This is a genomic window from Serratia sp. EC4 (assembly GCF_059652115.1).
The window spans coordinates 169,560-186,244 of record NZ_JBNIDE010000008.1 but is presented as its reverse complement, the minus strand read 5'-3'; the positions used below and the strand labels follow the sequence as shown (position 1 = coordinate 186,244).

The following is a 16,685-nucleotide window of genomic DNA, read 5'->3' as shown; positions in this document are numbered from 1 at the left end:
AAACGCCCCCGGAAAACCGGGGGCGTTGTGCAGGAAAGGCGCGTTATTTGCCGCTGAACACGCCGGCTTTGGCATCCGCCTGCTGAGTTGAGGCATGGCCGCTGACGAACGGCACGTTGCCGTCAACGCCCTGTTTCGCCGCACCGGCGGCCAGGCCGCCAACCGTGGCCGCCGCATCGACGCGGCCGCCGCCCTGATAGCGTTGGCCGTTGACGTCCTGCTGGCTGACCTGGCTGCCGCCCAGTTCCACCTTGCCTTGCTGGCTGCGGATTTCGCCGCCGGTCAGTTGGGTTTGGCCGCCGACCTGCAGCGCCACACCGTTCTTACCGGCAATCGCTGATTGCTCGCCGACCGCGTTGTTGTTCACCACGTCGGCATTGACCTTGAGGTGCCCCTGGCGACCGGCCGGACCGGTGATGCTGTCTTTCACCGCGCCGCCGACGGTGCGTGCGCCGCGATCCCACAGCGGGCCTTGCGGTTTTTCGCCGGCTGGCGTTGCCGGCAGCGTGACTTTGCCTTCGGCCTTGCTGAAGCTGACCGCGCCGGTGGTGTCCTGCTGCGGATCGAGGCGACGCGCCACGCTGTTGTACTTGTCGGTGGTGGCGTCGGCCACTTTGTTCACTCCGGCCTCCAGTTTCTCTTTCACCTTACCGGCGTAACGCGGTGTGCCGACCTTCGACAGCTTGGAGGTGATGCTGCTGCCCGGATCGTTGCTGTGGCTCAGGCCGGCATCCACATCCACCTTCACACCGTTCTCAACGTCTTTGCGGCTTTCAACGTGCAGATCGCCGCCCACCTTGCCTTGTACGCTGTCGGCATCGACGCGCGCGCCGGCGAGACGGGTGTCTTTGCCGCTGTTGAGCGTCACGTCGCCCGCGGTGATGCCGGTGTTGGCGTGGGTGGTTTTATCCTGCTGTTCCACGCCGACCTTCAGACCGGCGCCCAGCGTGTGGGTATCTTTGCCAGTGTTCGGATCGACCTTGCCGCCGGCGTCCTTGTTGAAGGTTTGGCCGCCTTTGGCGTTGGCTTTGATGCCCAGGCTCCAGTTGTCCTTATGCTGCTCGTTTTTGGCGGACTCCAGCAGGATGCCGCCGTTTTTCGCTTCGAGCGCGGCGCTGCCGCCGCTGACTTTGGCGCCCTGCAGATGCAGCGCGTCATCGCCTTTGCCGTTGGCGGACAGGGTGACCTTGCCGTCTGAGGCGATAGTGGCGCCCTGGCGCTCGGTCGCGGACTCATTGACTTTGGCGATGTCGAAGGCGCCGCCGGCGGAGAGGTTGCCGCCGGTTTTTTCCTTGCTGTCGCTGCTGCCGGCGCCCAGATCGATATTGCCGGACAGCTTGCTTTCCTTACGCGTTTGGGTCGATTCCGCCGCCTGCAGTGCGACCTTGTTGCCGGCGCTCAGGCTGACGTCGCCCTGGCTCTTGACGTCGGTGCCCTGCAGCGTCAGATCGCGGCCCGCCTTCAGCTCAACGCCCTGTTGGCCGCTGACGTTGCCGACCTGCGCGGTGCTGCTGCTGCTTTCGCCGTTGTGGGTGCCGCCCCCGAACCCGGCGCCGAAGTTTTTACTGTCGGCGGTGAAACCGCCCTTGGCGGAGGCTTTGACGTTAAAGCCGCTGCGGCTTTCGCTCTGTTTGTCGCTGGCCTGATCAAGGCGGATATCGCCGCCGGCGTTGACGGCGGTTTTTCCGCGGCCGCCGTTCAGCGCGGTGCCCTGATAGATCGCGTCTTTTTTCACGTTGACGTTGATGCCGTTGGCCGCGTCGATCGAGCCGGTCACCGCCTGGCTGGCGCTGCTGTTGCTGCGCTGGGTGCCGCCTTCGCCCTTGGCGTCCACGGTCAGATCGCTGCCGGTGGTGGTGTAGACGCGCACGCCGGCGCTGCCGCGGGTGTCGCGGCTCTGCTCGTCCTGACGGTTTGCCGCGGCTTCGCTGCGGTGGCTGTCCGCCGTCAGGTTAACCGCGCCTTTGCTCGCCTGGTACTGCGTGCCCTGATCGCGCACTTCGCCTTTGGCGTTGATGTCGATGCTGCCGGCTTGCACCGAGCTGACCACCGCCTGCGAGCTGCTGCTGCGTTTTTCGCTGCTGCCGCCCTGTGCGCCGATATCCAGGCCGACGTTAGGCGCGCCGATGCCGCCGATGTCGTTGATGACGCCGGTGGCGTCCAGCTTGGCCGCCTTGCCGACCGCGCGCTCGACCGGACGGGTCACGGCGCTGTAATCGACGTTGGCGCCGATGTTCACGCCGACGTCGGTTTTGGTGGTGGTGGTGGTGGCGGTGTCGGCGGCGGCAAGGTGATCGACGCCGGCGGCGTTTTCTTGATAGGCGCCGCCGACGCTGTGCTGCGCGCCTTGCTGGGTCAGCTTGTCGCGGGCGTTGATCGTCAGATTGCCTTTGACGTCGCTGCCGGACGTGATCGCCTTGCTGCTTTGCGCCTGAGTTTTGTTGTTCTCGTAGCCGGCTTCCACGCCGCTGCCGAGTTTGTCGATGCCGCCGGTGTAATAGAAACCGCCGCCGATCTTGGTTTGTTCGGTGTTTGAGGCCGTTTTGTCGTCGGCCGCCAGGAACGAAACCTTATTGCCGCTGACGCTGGCGTCGCCTTTGTCGGCGACCAATTTGGAGCCGCTGAAGGTCACGTCCTTCTCCGCCTTGAGCTTCACGCTGCCGCCGCTGAGGCTTGAGGCGCTATTCTCGGTGCGGGTGGTTTTCTCGCTGTCGCGGGTGTGCTCGATGCGCAAACCGGCGCGGTACTGCTTGTCACCGGCTTCTTTGGCGTAGCCGTTAACGGTGAGCGCGGTCTTCTGCTCGTCGATGTTCTGCTGCCGCTCGGCGGCCTTGACGTTGATGTTGCCGGTCTTTGACTCAACGCTCAGCTCACCGCCGCTGGCGACCTGGCTGCCGATCACGTCGGCATCCTTGTGGCTGACCAGCGTCAGGTTGGTGTCGGACTTCAGCTCGCTGGCGGTGCTGCTCTGGTAGCTGTTGTCGGCCTTGTGCGAACTGCTGGTGATGTTGAAGGCGGTGCCGGTGCGCGCGTCGATTTTGTCCACGGTGGTGCTCAGCGCGTTGTCGATGCGCAGGCCGCCGTGGGTGGCGGTGACTTCGCCGCCTTTCTGACCGCGCGCCTTGCTGCCGGTAATGGTGACGCCTTGCTGACCGTTCAGGCGCAGGGTGCCGCCGCTGGTCAATTCGGAAGCGTGGCTGATCTCGCGGCGATTGCTGTTGTTCTTGTTGTCGCCGCCGCCGATGCCGCCCCAGGAGGTTTTGTCATCGCGCACCGCTTTGGCGTTGGCGGTTTTCTGCACCCCGACCTGGATCTGGTTGTCTGCATCGATCGTCAGATCGCGCTGGGCGTGAACCTTGGCGCCCTGAGTCGAGACATTGCGACCGGCTTTCAACGTCAGTTCGCCCTCGCTGCGCAGTTCGCTGGCCTTCAGGCTTTCGCTTTCGTCGCTGTTGCTCCATCTGCCGGTGCGCAGGCTGGAGGTGTGGTTGCGTTGGTAGCCGCGCTCGCTGGATTTGTCCTTCTCCACCAGCCCGGCAAGGTGTACGTCGCGCGCCGCTTTGACGCTCAGCGCGCGGTCGGCGCTGACGTTGGCGCCCAGCAGCTTCACGTCTTCCTGGGTGCTGATGAGTTTGGCGCTGCCGCTGGCGGCGACGGTGCTGCCCGCCTGCTGCAGTTGCTCGCGTTCGCGGGTAACGTCGTATTGCCAGGAGTAGAACCAGCGATCGTCGGTATGGCCTTGCGTCTGCTTCAACTGCTGGCCGTCGAGTGTCAGCTTGCCGCCCTGCAGCGTAATGTCTTCGCCGCGGATATCGGTGGCGGTGAGGTGCGCGTGATTATCCGCCACCAGGCTGATGTTCTTGCCTTTCAGTTCGGTGCGGGTCAGCTTCTGGCTGCTGCTGCGATCGTTGACGTAGATGCCGCCACGGTAATTTTGATAGTTATCGCCGCCGTTTTTGTTGCTGCTGGCGTCGTCGACGCGGCTTTCGCTGCGGATATCATAGGCTTTCACCTTGAGCTCATCGCCGGCGTTCAACGAGCCGGCCAGCTTCACGCCGCTGCCCTGCGCGGTGTTGATGATGTTGATGCGCCCGGCCTGCATGCTGCCGAGGTAGTAGCTGTCCAGCGCGGTCGGCATCTGTTGGCTAGCCTGCACCGTGCCGTCGCGCGCCACACGGTTAAGGCCGCTGATGGCGTTGATCGCCGCCGAGGTCACTTTACCATTCGACTGTTTGAAATCTTGCACGATCACTTCGCCGCGGCTGTCGATCTTCGGCGCGATCAGGTCCAGTACGCCGCCGGCGTTCAGGGTGCCATTGAGGCTCAGAGTGTTGCGGTTGCCGAAGGTGCTGTAACCCTGCAGCACGCCGTTTTCCACCAGCGGGTTGCCGACCACCAGTGAGGAATGGCTGGTATTGATGAACCCGCAGCTCTGACAGCTGATGCCGTTCGGGTTGGCCAGCACGTAGTCGGCCGCCATGCCGAAGATCTCTTGCTGGCCATGCAGCAGAGACGGATTGCGGCCGATCACTTCGTTGAGGATCACGCTGGCTTCGCGTCCGCCCAGATTGGGGTTGGCGCCCAGTTGGCCGGCCAGCTGCGACAGTCCCGCCTCGCGGGAGTTGTTCAGCACCGCGCCGGGCTGGTTGACGTTGAAGTCCTGATATTGGTTGTGCGACAGCCCGTTGCCGTTCGGCGCGACGATATCGACCACCTGCGCGCCGGTGGCGGCGGTGGAGACGCCGGGGCCGTTGGCGCCGTTGGCCGCAACGATCTCTGCGGCGTAGGCGCCGGCGGAAGCGGCGAGAATAATCGCCAGCGCAGCGGCCAGTTTGCCTGCCGCCGAAAGTCTGAAGTTATTATTTTTCATCCATGTCTCTCCGTATATTGCCGTGGGGTCCTGCAAAACTGTTGATTAAAAGGTGTAAGAAAAGCGGGCCAACACCTGAACGGGATCTTCCGGCGTAGCGTGGTTGGACAAAATCCAGCCGCGGCTGACCTCCAGATCGACCAGCGCTCGCTGATAACGCAATGTGGCGCCGGTGCTTATACCGGCGCTGCTGCGCCAGCCAGAGTTGTCCTGACGCGGCAGAATGCGGCCGACGTCGGCGCCGAGGCGCGGCGTCAGCGTGGTGGCGCCCAGATTGAAACTGCGCGACAGCGTATTCTGCAGATACCAGCCGTTGTCCCCGGACTGGGTGCTGCGGCTGAAGCCGCGTACGGCGCTGCGATCGGTGAGGCTCAGCCACTCCACGCCGGGCAGCGGATCGCGGCTGTACTGGCCGTAGAACAGGTTGTTGAGCTGATAGGTGGCATCACCCAGCCTGAGGCGCTGGCTGAGGTTGGCGAACAGCTTGCCCTTGGTGAACTGGCTGTCGAGGTGCACCGAACTCGGGTGGCGGCCGGCCCCCAGCCACGGCATCCCCTGCTCGACGCTGAGGTTGGCGCTGAACACGCCATTGGGCAGAATTTGCAGGTGGCTGGCGCTCAGTTCGGCCAGGGTCAGCGTTGGGCTGCTGACCTCAAGGCGCACGCTTTCGAAGTAGTTATCGATGCGCTTGTAGGTCAGCTGGCCGCTCAGGCTGTCTATCTGATCGTGATCGCGATAAAACACGTAGTCGCTGCGCAGCCCGTACTGTTGGGTCTGGCCGTGCAGTTTGACCACGTTGTGCGGCAACTGCTGGTGGTTTTCATAGGACGAGAAGCTGGCGAACCCGCTGAAGGTGAACGCGCCGTACGGCAGCGAATAGAGCAGGGTATAGGCGCGATTATAGCGGTGAGCCGGATTTTCCAGCGTGCTGTTGGCGTTCAGGCTGACAAAGTCCGACAGGCCGAACGGACTGTCCAACGTGGCGGTGGCGCGCGCCAGCCACCGGCCGGTGCTTTTTTGGCCGTAATTATCCGTGCCGGCGGTAATCAGCCAGGGCTTGGCATGCTGATTGCGCAAACGAATAACCGAACCGCCAACCTGGCGGCCGGGCAATATATCCAGCTTGGTGGTATTCGATTGCAAACGGTTGGCCTGATCCAATCCCTGATCAAGCTCGGTTAATTTCAACGGCTTGCCTTCCAGCCCCGGAAATAATAAACGGCTGTTGACCCAGCGATCGCCGCCTTCTATTTTCTCGATAAATCCTTCGGTCACGCTTAACCCCAATTCTCCTTGTGAATTAGGGCGAACAATTTGCACGCGCGCGGTGATATAGCCTTTTTGCACATAAAGGCGCGTTAATTCACGGGTCAGGCGATTGATATCGTTGCTGCTGATGCACTGTTCCGGCAGCGCGCTCAGGGCCGATAAATCGGCCGGCGAGAGCAGGGTGACACCCTGCAGATAAACGCTGGCGATCGGCAGGCACTGCGCGGACTGCGGCAGGGCGGGCGCGGCCGGTTCCGGTTCCGCCAGCAGGCGCTGTTGCTTCAGCTGCTGGTAGCGGCGTTGCTCAATCAACTGGTTGACTTCACGCGTGCTGTCTTGCAGCGCGCGGCGCGACTCCCCCATCGACATATCCTGCATCATGTGGGAGTCCGGCAGGGTTTCAGCGGAAAGGGCCGTGCTGACCAACAGCGTCAAGGCGGTGATTTTTTTTATCATTGTAATCCATTATGAGAGGCCGCCGGGGCAGCCAGCCCAATCCATGAGGTTAACCACGGGCGGCCGACGGCCGGCCCGAAATAATGAGCGACATGCACATTGCGAGATATCTTGATTTGCCGCAGCAAATAAGACGGTGGGTATATATCTAAATAATAATTAGGCTGCTTCTTTTATGGCGGGCAACCCTGGTGACTTAATTAATTAAAAAAAGTGGAGCGTATCTTCCTCTTGCCAACATTATCGGCATGGATAGGAAGAATCTGAGTTTTTATTTTTCACGGATGATAGGGTATGGGGGAAATTATGACAATCCGACCAGTGGGAAATACGAAATTTCGCAGAGAAGAAAAGGGACGCAATTGTTTGCGTCCCTGCAGGCGGTTTATTTTTTCTTGATAGGGCGGCCGGACCAATAACCCGCCAGCAGCGAACCGGAGAGGTTGTGCCAGACCGAGAACAGCGCGCCCGGCAGCGCGGCCAGCGGCGAGAAGTAGATTTTACCCAGCGTGGCCGCCAACCCGGAGTTCTGCATGCCGACTTCGATCGCCAGCGTGCGGCAGGTGGACTCGTCGAAGCCGAACAACTTGCCGCCCCAATAGCCGCTCAGCAGACCGATGCCGTTGTGCAGGATCACCGCGACGATCACCACCAGACCGACCGAGGCGATATGGCTTTGGCTGCCCGCCACCACCGCGCTGATGATCGCCAGAATGCACGCCATCGACAGCGCCGGCAGCAGTGGCTCGATGCGTTTCACAGCCTTGGTCAGGGTATGGTGGACGATCAGGCCCAACCCGATCGGGATCACCACGATCTGCAGAATGCTCAACAACATGCCCATGATATCGACGCTGATCTTGGCGTCGACGTACAGACGGGTCAGCAGCGGCGTGGCGAACACCCCCACCAGCGTTGAGACCGCTGAGATGGTCACCGACAGCGCCACGTCACCCTTGGCCAGATAGATCATCACGTTGGACGCGGTGCCGCTGGCCACGCTGCCCACCAGCACCATGCCGGCGGACAGATCCGGCGGCATGCGGAACAGCATCGCCAGGAGCCAGGCCGCCAGCGGCATGATCAGATAATGCAGGAAGATGCCTGCCGCCACCGGGCCGGGGCGCGCCAGCACGCGTTTGAAGTCGTCGAGCCGCAGCGTGACGCCCATGGCGAACATGATCAGCATCAGCAGCGGGCTGACGTAGGGGCCGATACCGGTAAAGGTGGTCGGCGTGTAATAAGCGGCGACGGACAGCAGTATCGCCCAGAGGGGGAATAAGCGCGTGAGCAGTGCCAGCATGCAGGTTTTCCTTAGCCAGATTGAGAACGGCGGGTGTGGTTGTGTTTTTATTGCGGGCTCAACATGCTGAACCCCTGCAGGTTTTGAACGGATTTTTTAGACGCAGGGGCGCAGCATGCTGCGCCCGCAATCAGGGATAATGACTTATTCGAACAGGTTGTGATGCAGGGTTCGCACCACCTGCTCGGCTTCTTCGCCCGGCACCAGGAAGCACAGGTTATAGCTGCTGGCGCCGTAGCAGATCAGGCGGATATTGAACGGATCGAGCACGCCGAACACCTCTTTGCCCACGCCGCAGGCGCGCGACAGCTGGTTGCCGATGATCGCCACCAGCGCCAGGTTTTCTTCCACTTCCACCCGGCACAGCGACGACAGCTCGGTCAGCAGTGAGGTGGTCAGCAGGCTGCCGCCGACGGAGGTGGCGCCGGTGGTGTCCATGGTCAGCGCGATGCTGACTTCCGAAGTGGTGATCAGATCGACGGAGACATTATGGCGCGCCAGGATGTTGAACACCTCGGCCAGGAAACCGCGCGCGTGCAGCATGTTCAGGCTGTGCAGCGTCAGCAGCGTTTGCTTGCGGCGCAGCGCCAGCGCGCGGAACAGCGGCGGGTTCTCGGTGGTGTTGCACACCAGCGTGCCGCCGGCCGCCGGATCCTTGCTGGAGCCGACGAACACCGGAATATCGCTGCGCACCGCCGGCAACAGGGTGGCCGGATGCAGCACTTTAGCGCCGAAGGTGGCCATTTCCGCCGCCTCTTCGAAACCGATTTTGTCGATGCGCTTGGCCGCCGGCACCACGCGCGGATCGGTGGTGTAGATGCCCGGCACGTCGGTCCAGATATCCACCCGGCCGACGCCGAGCGCCTCGCCGAGCAGCGCGGCGGTATAGTCGCTGCCGCCGCGGCCGAGCGTGGTAGTGCGGCCTTTCGGCTCGCTGCCGATAAAGCCCTGGGTGACCACCAGCGCTTCCTGCAGGCGCGGCTGCAACTGCGACCGGGCCAGTTCGCTGAGCGCGGCGCTGTCCGGCACGGCGCGGCCGAAGTGATCGTCGGTGCGCATCACTTTGCGCACGTCGAACCATTCGGCCTGCACGTTGCGGGCGCGCAGGATTTCAACGAACAGCAGGGTGGACATCAGCTCCCCATGGCTGACCAGTTCGTCGGTCAACGCCGTCGAGGTGGCCAGCGACGCGGCCTCTGACAGCATGGCAATGTTTTCCAGCAGGCGGTCTATCTCGTCGCGGATCACCGCAGGCGCCGCGAGGCGATCGAGGATGGCGTACTGGATGCGACGAATTTCATCAAGCTGGTAGTTGCGTTTGTCGGCCTCGCAACCTTCGGCCAGGGCGACCAACAGGTTGGTGACGCCCGCCGAGGCGGACAACACCACCAGGCGGACCTGCGGATTGGCCAGCACGACGTCGGCGCTGCGGTTCATGGCTTCAAAGTCGGCGACGCTGGTGCCGCCGAACTTGGCTACCACGGTGGAATTCTGGGGTGCTGCTTGGTTCATCTAGAAACCTCGTGTCAGGGATGCCCGTTTGGGGCACTGTAATTCCATAGCCTTGGCACAAGGGGAGAGCGGTAAACAGGGGGCAGGCGTAGAGGTCAGGCTACGATACACCCAGAAGCGCCCCACCTTGTCGATCGCCCTGTGGCGATCCCCTGGTGACAACCCAGGGGATTCAGCCCCTGTAGTCGATACGATAATGGCCGGCCATTATCGTACCTCGGCGTCGCTCCCCCTCGGGTGCCGTCAACGGAGAAACGGCTCCTCTGACACTCTACCTGGGCGACGCGCCTCTTCTGGCTTGCGCACCGGGTGCGCAAGTAGGCTGTTAGGAATAGCCGGTTATCGCCATTCTGTCAACGTACAGACGGTGAGGGATTTTCATCTTGCACCAGCGCGATAAGCGTACAGGGCATCGCGGGCGTGGAACCGGCGCCAATCGGTTGCAGAGAACCGTCTTCCTTTTGGCTGAATAGCGGAATAACGCCCTGATGTTTCTCCAAATACTCCAGCCAACCGAAATTTTCGTTCAATTTGGTCGCTTTGATGGTGGCCCCTCTGGCGAGCAGGCTGCTCAGGCGGCCGTAGGTGGCTTCCTGATTAAATAAAATTTCATGCCGGCGGAAACGCGAACTTTCCGCGCTGGCGCCGCGCCCTTTCAGCGGCGCCCCCGAACGGATGGCGAACACGTGATCTTCGCCGAAGAGATGGCCGAAGTGGTAGACCGCCAGCGCGTTTTGGTGGCGATTGGGCGACAGCGCCAGTACCTGGGCGATATTGCTCAGATCGAGGTAGTTCTCGGCGTGTTCGGAGTAGGCGTGGCCATAGTAGGCCGGAATGCCGTCCATGCGCGCCTGACGGTAGTATTCCCAACTGCTGTCGGTGACGATCACCGGCACGTTCAGCTTGATCAGCGCCTGCGCCAGCATGCGCGCCACGCTGTTGGCGCCGACGATCAGCACGCCGCGCGGTTTCTGCTGCTGCACCCGCAGCCAGCGCGCCATCATGCCGCTGGTCAGGCTTTGCAACACCACGGTGCCGATGATGATGGCGAACACCACGGTCACCAGCCGGTCGGCGCCCTGATAGCCGCTGCGCTGCAGCGTCAGCGCGAACAGCGAGCTGACCGCCGCGGCGACGATGCCGCGCGGGGCGATCCAGCACAGCAGCAGCCGATCGCGCCAGTGCAGGGAAGAGCGCCAGGTCGACACCGCGATGCACAGCGGCCGGGCGATGAACTGCACCGCCAGCAGCAGCAGGAGCAGCGGCCAGCCCATGTGCCACAGCGCCTGGATATCGAGCCGCGCCGCCAGAATGATGAACAGCGCCGAGATCAGGATCGCCGACAGCTCCTCTTTGAACGCCAGAATATCGCTGGTGTCCACGTCGCGCATGTTGGCCAGCCAGATGCCCATCACCGTGACGGTCAGCAGGCCGGATTCGTCGGCGATGGCGTTGGAAACGCCGAAGGCGGTCAGCATGATCGCCAGCACCGCCAGGTTCTGCAGATAGCGCGGCAGCCAGACGCGGCGCAGCGCCAGGCCGAGCAGGTAGCCGAACAGCGCGCCGGCGATCAGGCCGACGGCGGCGGTCACGCCCAGCGTCCAAAACAGGTGGGTATAGGACTCCGCATTCTGCTTCAGCACGATAAACTCGAACACCAGCAGGGTGAAGATGGCGCCGACCGGATCGATGACGATCCCTTCCCAACGCAACACCTGGTTAATGTTGGCGTTCGGCCGCACCACGCGCATCAGCGGGGCGATCACCGTCGGCCCGGTCACTACCGTCACCGCGCCGATCAGCGCCGCCAGCTCCGGCGGGAAATCCAGCAGCCACCAGCTGGCGAGGCTGATGACCAGAAAGGTGACCAGCATGCCGACGGTGACCAGGTTGCGCACCACGCCGCCGAGGCCGCGTATCTCCTCGAAGCGCAGCGTCAGCGCCCCCTCGAACAGGATGATCGCCACCGACAGCGACACCAGCGGAAACAGCAGATCGCCGAACAGCAGATCCGGCTGCACCAGATGCACCGTCGGGCCGAGCACGATGCCGAACAGCAGCAGCGGCAAAATGGCCGGCAGGCGCAGCAACCAGGCCAGCCACTGCGCCAGCAGCGACGCCAGACCGATAAGCACCAACATGAGCGGGGCGGATAATTCCATAAGCGAGATCCCTTTCAAATGACGAAATAAGCGACGATGACACAGCCTGATGACAATTCGGCAACCCCGATAACAGGCCGTTAGCCAAAAGTATAGAGTGAAAGCTGAAACGAGGCGGCAATGCGTTGACAGTTAGCGCCTATCGCAAGAAAAGAGATCATAATCACAGTCGAACAGGCTACAATCGGACAAACGCGTCATTTTTATTCTCAAGCCTAAGAGTGTTGCTATGAAAAATATCAATCCTAGTCAAACCGCTGCTTGGCAAGCCCTGCAGCAACATTATGCACAGATGAAAGACGTACGGATCGCCGACCTGTTCGCCCAGGACAGCGATCGTTTCTCCAGGTTCTCCGCGACCTTCAACGACCAAATGTTGGTGGACTATTCCAAGAACCGCATCACGCAGGAAACCCTGGAGAAGCTGCAGGCGCTGGCGAAAGAAACCGATCTGCAAGGCGCCATCAAATCGATGTTCGCCGGTGAGAAAATCAACCGCACCGAAGATCGCGCGGTGCTGCATATTGCCCTGCGCAACCGCAGCAACAGCCCGATCCTGGTCGACGGCAAAGACGTGATGCCGGAAGTGAACGCGGTATTGGCCAAGATCAAACAGTTCTGCGCGCGCGTCATCGGCGGCGAGTGGAAAGGCTACACCGGCAAGCCGATCACCGACGTGGTGAACATCGGCATCGGCGGTTCGGATCTCGGCCCTTACATGGTGACCGAAGCGCTGCGCCCTTATAAAAACCACCTGAACATGCACTTCGTCTCCAACGTCGACGGCACCCACATCGCCGAAACGCTGCAGCCGCTGAATCCGGAAACCACGCTGTTCCTGGTGGCCTCCAAAACCTTCACCACTCAGGAAACCATGACCAACGCCCACAGCGCGCGCGACTGGTTCCTGAGCAGCGCCGCCGATCAACAGCACGTGGCCAAGCACTTCGCCGCGCTGTCCACCAACGGCAAAGCGGTGGCCGAGTTCGGCATCGATACCGACAACATGTTCGAATTCTGGGACTGGGTCGGCGGCCGCTACTCCCTGTGGTCGGCGATCGGTTTGTCGATTGCGCTGTCCATCGGTTATGACAACTTCGAGCAGCTGCTGAGCGGCGCGCACGCCATGGACAAGCACTTCGCCGAAACGCCGGCGGAGAAAAACCTGCCGGTGTTGCTGGCGCTGATCGGTATTTGGTACAACAACTTCTTTGGCGCCGAAACCGAAGCCATTCTGCCGTACGATCAGTACATGCACCGTTTTGCCGCTTACTTCCAGCAGGGCAACATGGAATCCAACGGCAAGTACGTCGATCGCAACGGCAACCCGGTGGATTACCAGACCGGTCCCATCATTTGGGGCGAGCCGGGCACCAACGGCCAGCATGCGTTCTATCAGTTGATCCACCAGGGCACCAAGCTGGTGCCGTGCGATTTCATCGCGCCGGCCATCAGCCATAACCCGCTGGGCGATCATCACGCCAAACTGCTGTCCAACTTCTTCGCTCAGACCGAAGCGCTGGCGTTCGGCAAGTCGCTGGAAGTGGTGGAAGCCGAGTTCGCGGCGCAGGGCAAAACTCCTGAGCAGGTCAAGCACGTGGCGCCGTTCAAGGTGTTTGAAGGCAACCGGCCGACCAACTCGATCCTGCTGCGCGAAATCACCCCGTTCAGTCTGGGCAGCCTGATCGCGCTGTATGAGCACAAGATCTTCACCCAGGGCGCGATCCTGAACATCTTCACCTTCGATCAGTGGGGCGTGGAGCTGGGCAAACAGCTGGCTAACCGCATCCTGCCGGAGCTGGCGGGCAGCGAGAAAATCAGCAGCCACGACAGCTCGACCAATGCGCTGATCAACCGCTTCAAGGAATGGCGCTAAGCGCCTGAGCTGAAGCCAATAAAAAAACCCGCCGCGGCGGGTTTTTTTACGTCTGCGAAAGTTACAGATTGATTGGCACTTCGAAGCTGATGCCTGCACCCACGTCATCGGCGGTGCTGTGATCGCTGTCGGTGTACCACAGGCTGGTATCGAACTTAACCTGAGAATCGAAGCTGTAACCCCAGCCGAGCTGAATGCCTTTCAGCGTATCGGAACGCGGGAACGCCCGGTTGATGGTTTGGTTGTTCGGGTTCACCTTGGCGTACACCAGACGGGTGCTCCAACGTTGGCCATCGTCCAGCACCATTTCCACGCGCCCGGACAGCATCTGGCCGTCGCCGCCCATCGCGTGGCCCAGCGGATAACCTTGCTGGTAGTAACCGCCCCGATAGATGTAGTGGTTGTACATCACGTTGTTGGCGTTGCCGTTAGAGCGGGTATCAGAACCTTCGATATGCCAGTTGATCGTGGTCGGGCCCCATTCCGGATGGCCTTCAAGCCCCAGCATGTAAGCGTTATGCGAAGGCAACATGCCTGCTTCATCTTCACCGGTGATCTGGCCATAAAAGCTGACCGGCATGCCGATGAGCGGCTGCAGCTTGAGTTTGAAGTCAAAACCGCCCAACTGGTTGCCCGGATCGTTTTTCGGATCGCCGGTGTTATCGTTGCCGGTTACGCCATCCCAGAAGGAACTCCAGGAGTGCGGACGGCCATCACCACCCCACATCATGACGCGTGAAGCGCCCAGCTCCAGAAAGTCGGTCGGCATCATGGTCAGGCGGCCGCCGATCAGCTTGGTGTCCGGTACGGCTGCGTATTGCGACAGCTGGCCGGCGGACAGCTGGTATTGCCAGCGGCCGATCCACGACAGCCACGGGGTTTCAAACGGCGATTGGTCGGCGCGCTGCAGCATAAAGCCGGCCACCGGGCGCGCGGCGTCGGAGCGGATCAGGCTGCCGTCGTAACCCGGGCCCCACCACTGGGAAACCTCGCCGAAGGAGAGCCATTGGTTCCAGATTTTCACTGCGCCGTAGGAGCCGTTCATGTTGAATTTGGAACCGTCGCTGACGCGCTGATCGCCTTCCACCGAGCCCTGCAGACGCACGTCCCAGAACTCGCCGTTGGCGCCGGCGCCGATGGTCAGGCGATCGTCGGCGTACTCGTTTTGGCCGAAGCCCTGCGGGGTGCCGGGTTTATCGGTCGACGCGTAACCGCTGACGCGGATGTTGGCTTTCAGAGCATCGACACGGCGCTGTACGCGGTCGATGACGTTTTTCTCGGTGTTGGTCACCGGCTTGGCCTGCGCGATAACGGAACTGATCTCTTCCTGACTCAGCGGCCAGGTGGACAGGCTGACGTTGATGACGCCGCGGTCAGATAACCAGGCGAGATCGTTACGCAGATCGTTGTCAGGGGCTACCAGGCCGGCGGCGTGGCCGGACAATGCACAGGTAAACAGGCCCGCAGCGACCAGTCCGTTAAGTTTAGCGCGCATAAAGAATTCCCTTGTTAATTCGAGGTTATTGGTTTTATGTAAAGATCTCTGTGACCCATGATAGTTGACATTTCGATTTGCTACAAATCTATAAGGCAGAAACATCTTATTATAACGTGATGAATTAAATGGGGTTTAAAGTGCTTTCACCTGGGACGGAATTTTTAGGACAATGCCTATATTGGCAGGGTTGAATCATATAAGCGGTATTCAGAGAGAGGTTTTATGGCAAAAACGTCGCGTTCGATCATGATAGCGAAGGGGCTGCAGCGAGTGCTGAACGTGGGCTTGCTGCTGCTGGCGGCAATTCTGGTGGTGTTTCTGGTCAAGGAAACCATCCATCTGGCGAAGGTGTTATTTATCAACAGCGAAGAGTCGTCTTCTTACCTGTTGATTGAAGGCATCGTGATTTATTTCCTGTACTTTGAATTTATCGCTTTGATCGTCAAGTATTTTGAGTCGGGGTATCATTTCCCGCTGCGCTATTTTATTTACATTGGCATTACCGCGATTATTCGTTTGATTATCGTGGACCACAAAAACCCCATCGATACCCTGATCTACGCCGCGGCGATATTGGTGCTGGTGGTGACGCTCTACCTGGCCAATACCGATCGGCTGAAACGGGAGTAGCGATAAAAATGGCGGCCAAAGGCCGCCAAAGACACAGGATATCATTACCCGTCGTCTTTCAAGCGACAGCGTTGTTGACTGCATCGCTAACCCCAGTTACTTACTGAAGTAAGCGCCTGGGCTTAGCGAGCTGGTCGCCTAGCTGTAACTTGAAATCCATAGGGTAAAAGATAAGGAAAAACATCAAACGCACTGCAGTGGCACAAATTACCCCTTCACGCCGCCGGCCGTCAGGCCGCCCACCAGCCAGCGCTGCGCCAGCAGGAACACGGCGGTAATCGGTATCGCCGACAGCACCGCGGCGGCGGCGAAGTCGCCCCACAGGTAGTTCTGCGGGTTGAGATATTGTTGCATCCCCACCGCCAGCGTGTAGCTGTTCACATCGCGCAGCAGCAGCGACGCCACCGGCACTTCGGTGATGGCGGCGATAAATGACAGAATGAACACCACCGCCAGAATCGGCACCGACAGCGGCAACAGCACCAGACGGAACGCTTGCCACGGCGTGGCGCCATCCAGCGCCGCCGCTTCTTCCAGCGAATTGTCGATGGTTTCGAAATAGCCCTTGATGGTCCAGACGTGCAGCGCGATGCCGCCCATGTAGGCGAAAATCACGCCGCCGTGGGTGTTCAGGCCGATAAACGGAATGTACTGGCCCAGGCGATCGAACAGGGCGTACAGCGCCACCAGCGACAGCACTGCCGGGAACATCTGGAAGATCAGCATGCTTTTCAGCAACGTGCTCTTGCCGCGAAAACGCATGCGGGCGAAGGCGTAGGCGCAGGTGGTGGACAGCGTCACGATGCCGATGGCGGTGATCGCCGCGATCTTGATGGAGTTCCACAGCCACAGCAGCACCGGGAACGGCGGCGGCGTCACGCTGCCGTCGGCGTGGGTGACGCTGAAGCCAAGCGCCAGCCGCCAGTGATCCCAAGAGAGGGTTTCCGGTATCAGGCTGCCGGTGGCGAAGTTGCCGGAGCGCAGCGAGATGGCGACCACCATCAGCAGCGGAAACATGATCAGGGCGATAAAGCACAGCATCAAGATATGGGTGATCCACAGGCGCAGGCGCTGGGATTTGGGTTGAACCATGGCCATCGTTATTCTCC

General features: G+C 61.0%; 9 protein-coding genes and 1 riboswitch. Of the genes, 2 read left to right on the top strand and 7 right to left on the bottom strand.

All coding sequences use genetic code 11. The annotated features are described in order from the left end of the window. Positions 1-43: 43 nt before the first annotated feature. The 5 genes from ACP39K_RS19985 to ACP39K_RS19965 all read right to left on the bottom strand — a co-directional run bounded on the left by ACP39K_RS19985 (position 44) and on the right by ACP39K_RS19965 (position 11,572). Entirely contained in the window at positions 44-4,870 is a 4,827-nt protein-coding gene (locus tag ACP39K_RS19985) for a hemagglutinin repeat-containing protein (protein WP_497008785.1), read from the bottom strand. A 45-nt stretch (positions 4,871-4,915) separates the two neighbouring features. Further along, the gene (locus ACP39K_RS19980) at positions 4,916-6,595 is read right to left on the bottom strand and encodes a ShlB/FhaC/HecB family hemolysin secretion/activation protein (protein WP_497008784.1); all 1,680 of its coding nucleotides are present in this window, start codon (positions 6,593-6,595) and stop codon (positions 4,916-4,918) included. Positions 6,596-6,980: 385 nt separating this feature from the next. Then, the gene (gene panS, locus ACP39K_RS19975) at positions 6,981-7,898 is read right to left on the bottom strand and encodes a ketopantoate/pantoate/pantothenate transporter PanS (RefSeq protein WP_033639257.1); all 918 of its coding nucleotides are present in this window, start codon (positions 7,896-7,898) and stop codon (positions 6,981-6,983) included. Between the two features lie 144 nt (positions 7,899-8,042). Further along, entirely contained in the window at positions 8,043-9,410 is a 1,368-nt protein-coding gene (gene lysC / locus ACP39K_RS19970; protein ID WP_028128299.1) for a lysine-sensitive aspartokinase 3, read from the bottom strand. A gap of 107 nt (positions 9,411-9,517) precedes the next feature. After that, a riboswitch (Lysine riboswitch) is annotated at positions 9,518-9,711 on the bottom strand. A gap of 52 nt (positions 9,712-9,763) precedes the next feature. Further along, a complete protein-coding gene (locus tag ACP39K_RS19965) occupies positions 9,764-11,572 on the bottom strand; it encodes a cation:proton antiporter (protein WP_028128300.1) in 1,809 nt (602 codons plus the stop codon). Between the two features lie 229 nt (positions 11,573-11,801). Between ACP39K_RS19965 and pgi the strand changes: the two genes are divergently transcribed. Then, positions 11,802-13,448 (top strand): glucose-6-phosphate isomerase, encoded by a 1,647-nt coding sequence (gene pgi / locus ACP39K_RS19960; protein WP_033639258.1) that lies wholly within the window; start codon positions 11,802-11,804, stop codon positions 13,446-13,448. A gap of 61 nt (positions 13,449-13,509) precedes the next feature. Here the strand turns inward: pgi and ACP39K_RS19955 are convergent, their stop codons facing one another. Further along, on the bottom strand, positions 13,510-14,943 hold the full coding sequence (locus ACP39K_RS19955) for a capsule assembly Wzi family protein (protein WP_016930288.1): 1,434 nt from the start codon (positions 14,941-14,943) through the stop codon (positions 13,510-13,512). A 225-nt stretch (positions 14,944-15,168) separates the two neighbouring features. Here ACP39K_RS19955 and psiE point away from each other — a divergent pair, with 225 nt between their 5' ends. Next, positions 15,169-15,576: a phosphate-starvation-inducible protein PsiE gene (psiE, locus tag ACP39K_RS19950; protein WP_015379238.1), complete on the top strand. Its 408-nt coding sequence runs from the start codon at positions 15,169-15,171 to the stop codon at positions 15,574-15,576. Positions 15,577-15,783: 207 nt separating this feature from the next. Here the strand turns inward: psiE and malG are convergent, their stop codons facing one another. Continuing rightward, positions 15,784-16,674, bottom strand: coding sequence for a maltose ABC transporter permease MalG (malG, locus tag ACP39K_RS19945; RefSeq protein ID WP_004936696.1), 891 nt, complete (start codon positions 16,672-16,674; stop codon positions 15,784-15,786). Positions 16,675-16,685: the final 11 nt, after the last annotated feature.

Bases quoted from the DNA above. Each gene is read 5' to 3' on its own strand.
- ACP39K_RS19985 (WP_497008785.1), bottom strand. From the start codon at position 4,870: ATGAAAAATAATAACTTCAGACTTTCGGCGGCAGGCAAACTGGCCGCT.
- ACP39K_RS19980 (WP_497008784.1), bottom strand. From the start codon at position 6,595: ATGATAAAAAAAATCACCGCCTTGACGCTGTTGGTCAGCACGGCCCTT.
- panS (WP_033639257.1), bottom strand. From the start codon at position 7,898: ATGCTGGCACTGCTCACGCGCTTATTCCCCCTCTGGGCGATACTGCTG.
- lysC (WP_028128299.1), bottom strand. From the start codon at position 9,410: ATGAACCAAGCAGCACCCCAGAATTCCACCGTGGTAGCCAAGTTCGGC.
- ACP39K_RS19965 (WP_028128300.1), bottom strand. From the start codon at position 11,572: ATGGAATTATCCGCCCCGCTCATGTTGGTGCTTATCGGTCTGGCGTCG.
- pgi (WP_033639258.1), top strand. From the start codon at position 11,802: ATGAAAAATATCAATCCTAGTCAAACCGCTGCTTGGCAAGCCCTGCAG.
- ACP39K_RS19955 (WP_016930288.1), bottom strand. From the start codon at position 14,943: ATGCGCGCTAAACTTAACGGACTGGTCGCTGCGGGCCTGTTTACCTGT.
- psiE (WP_015379238.1), top strand. From the start codon at position 15,169: ATGGCAAAAACGTCGCGTTCGATCATGATAGCGAAGGGGCTGCAGCGA.
- malG (WP_004936696.1), bottom strand. From the start codon at position 16,674: ATGGCCATGGTTCAACCCAAATCCCAGCGCCTGCGCCTGTGGATCACC.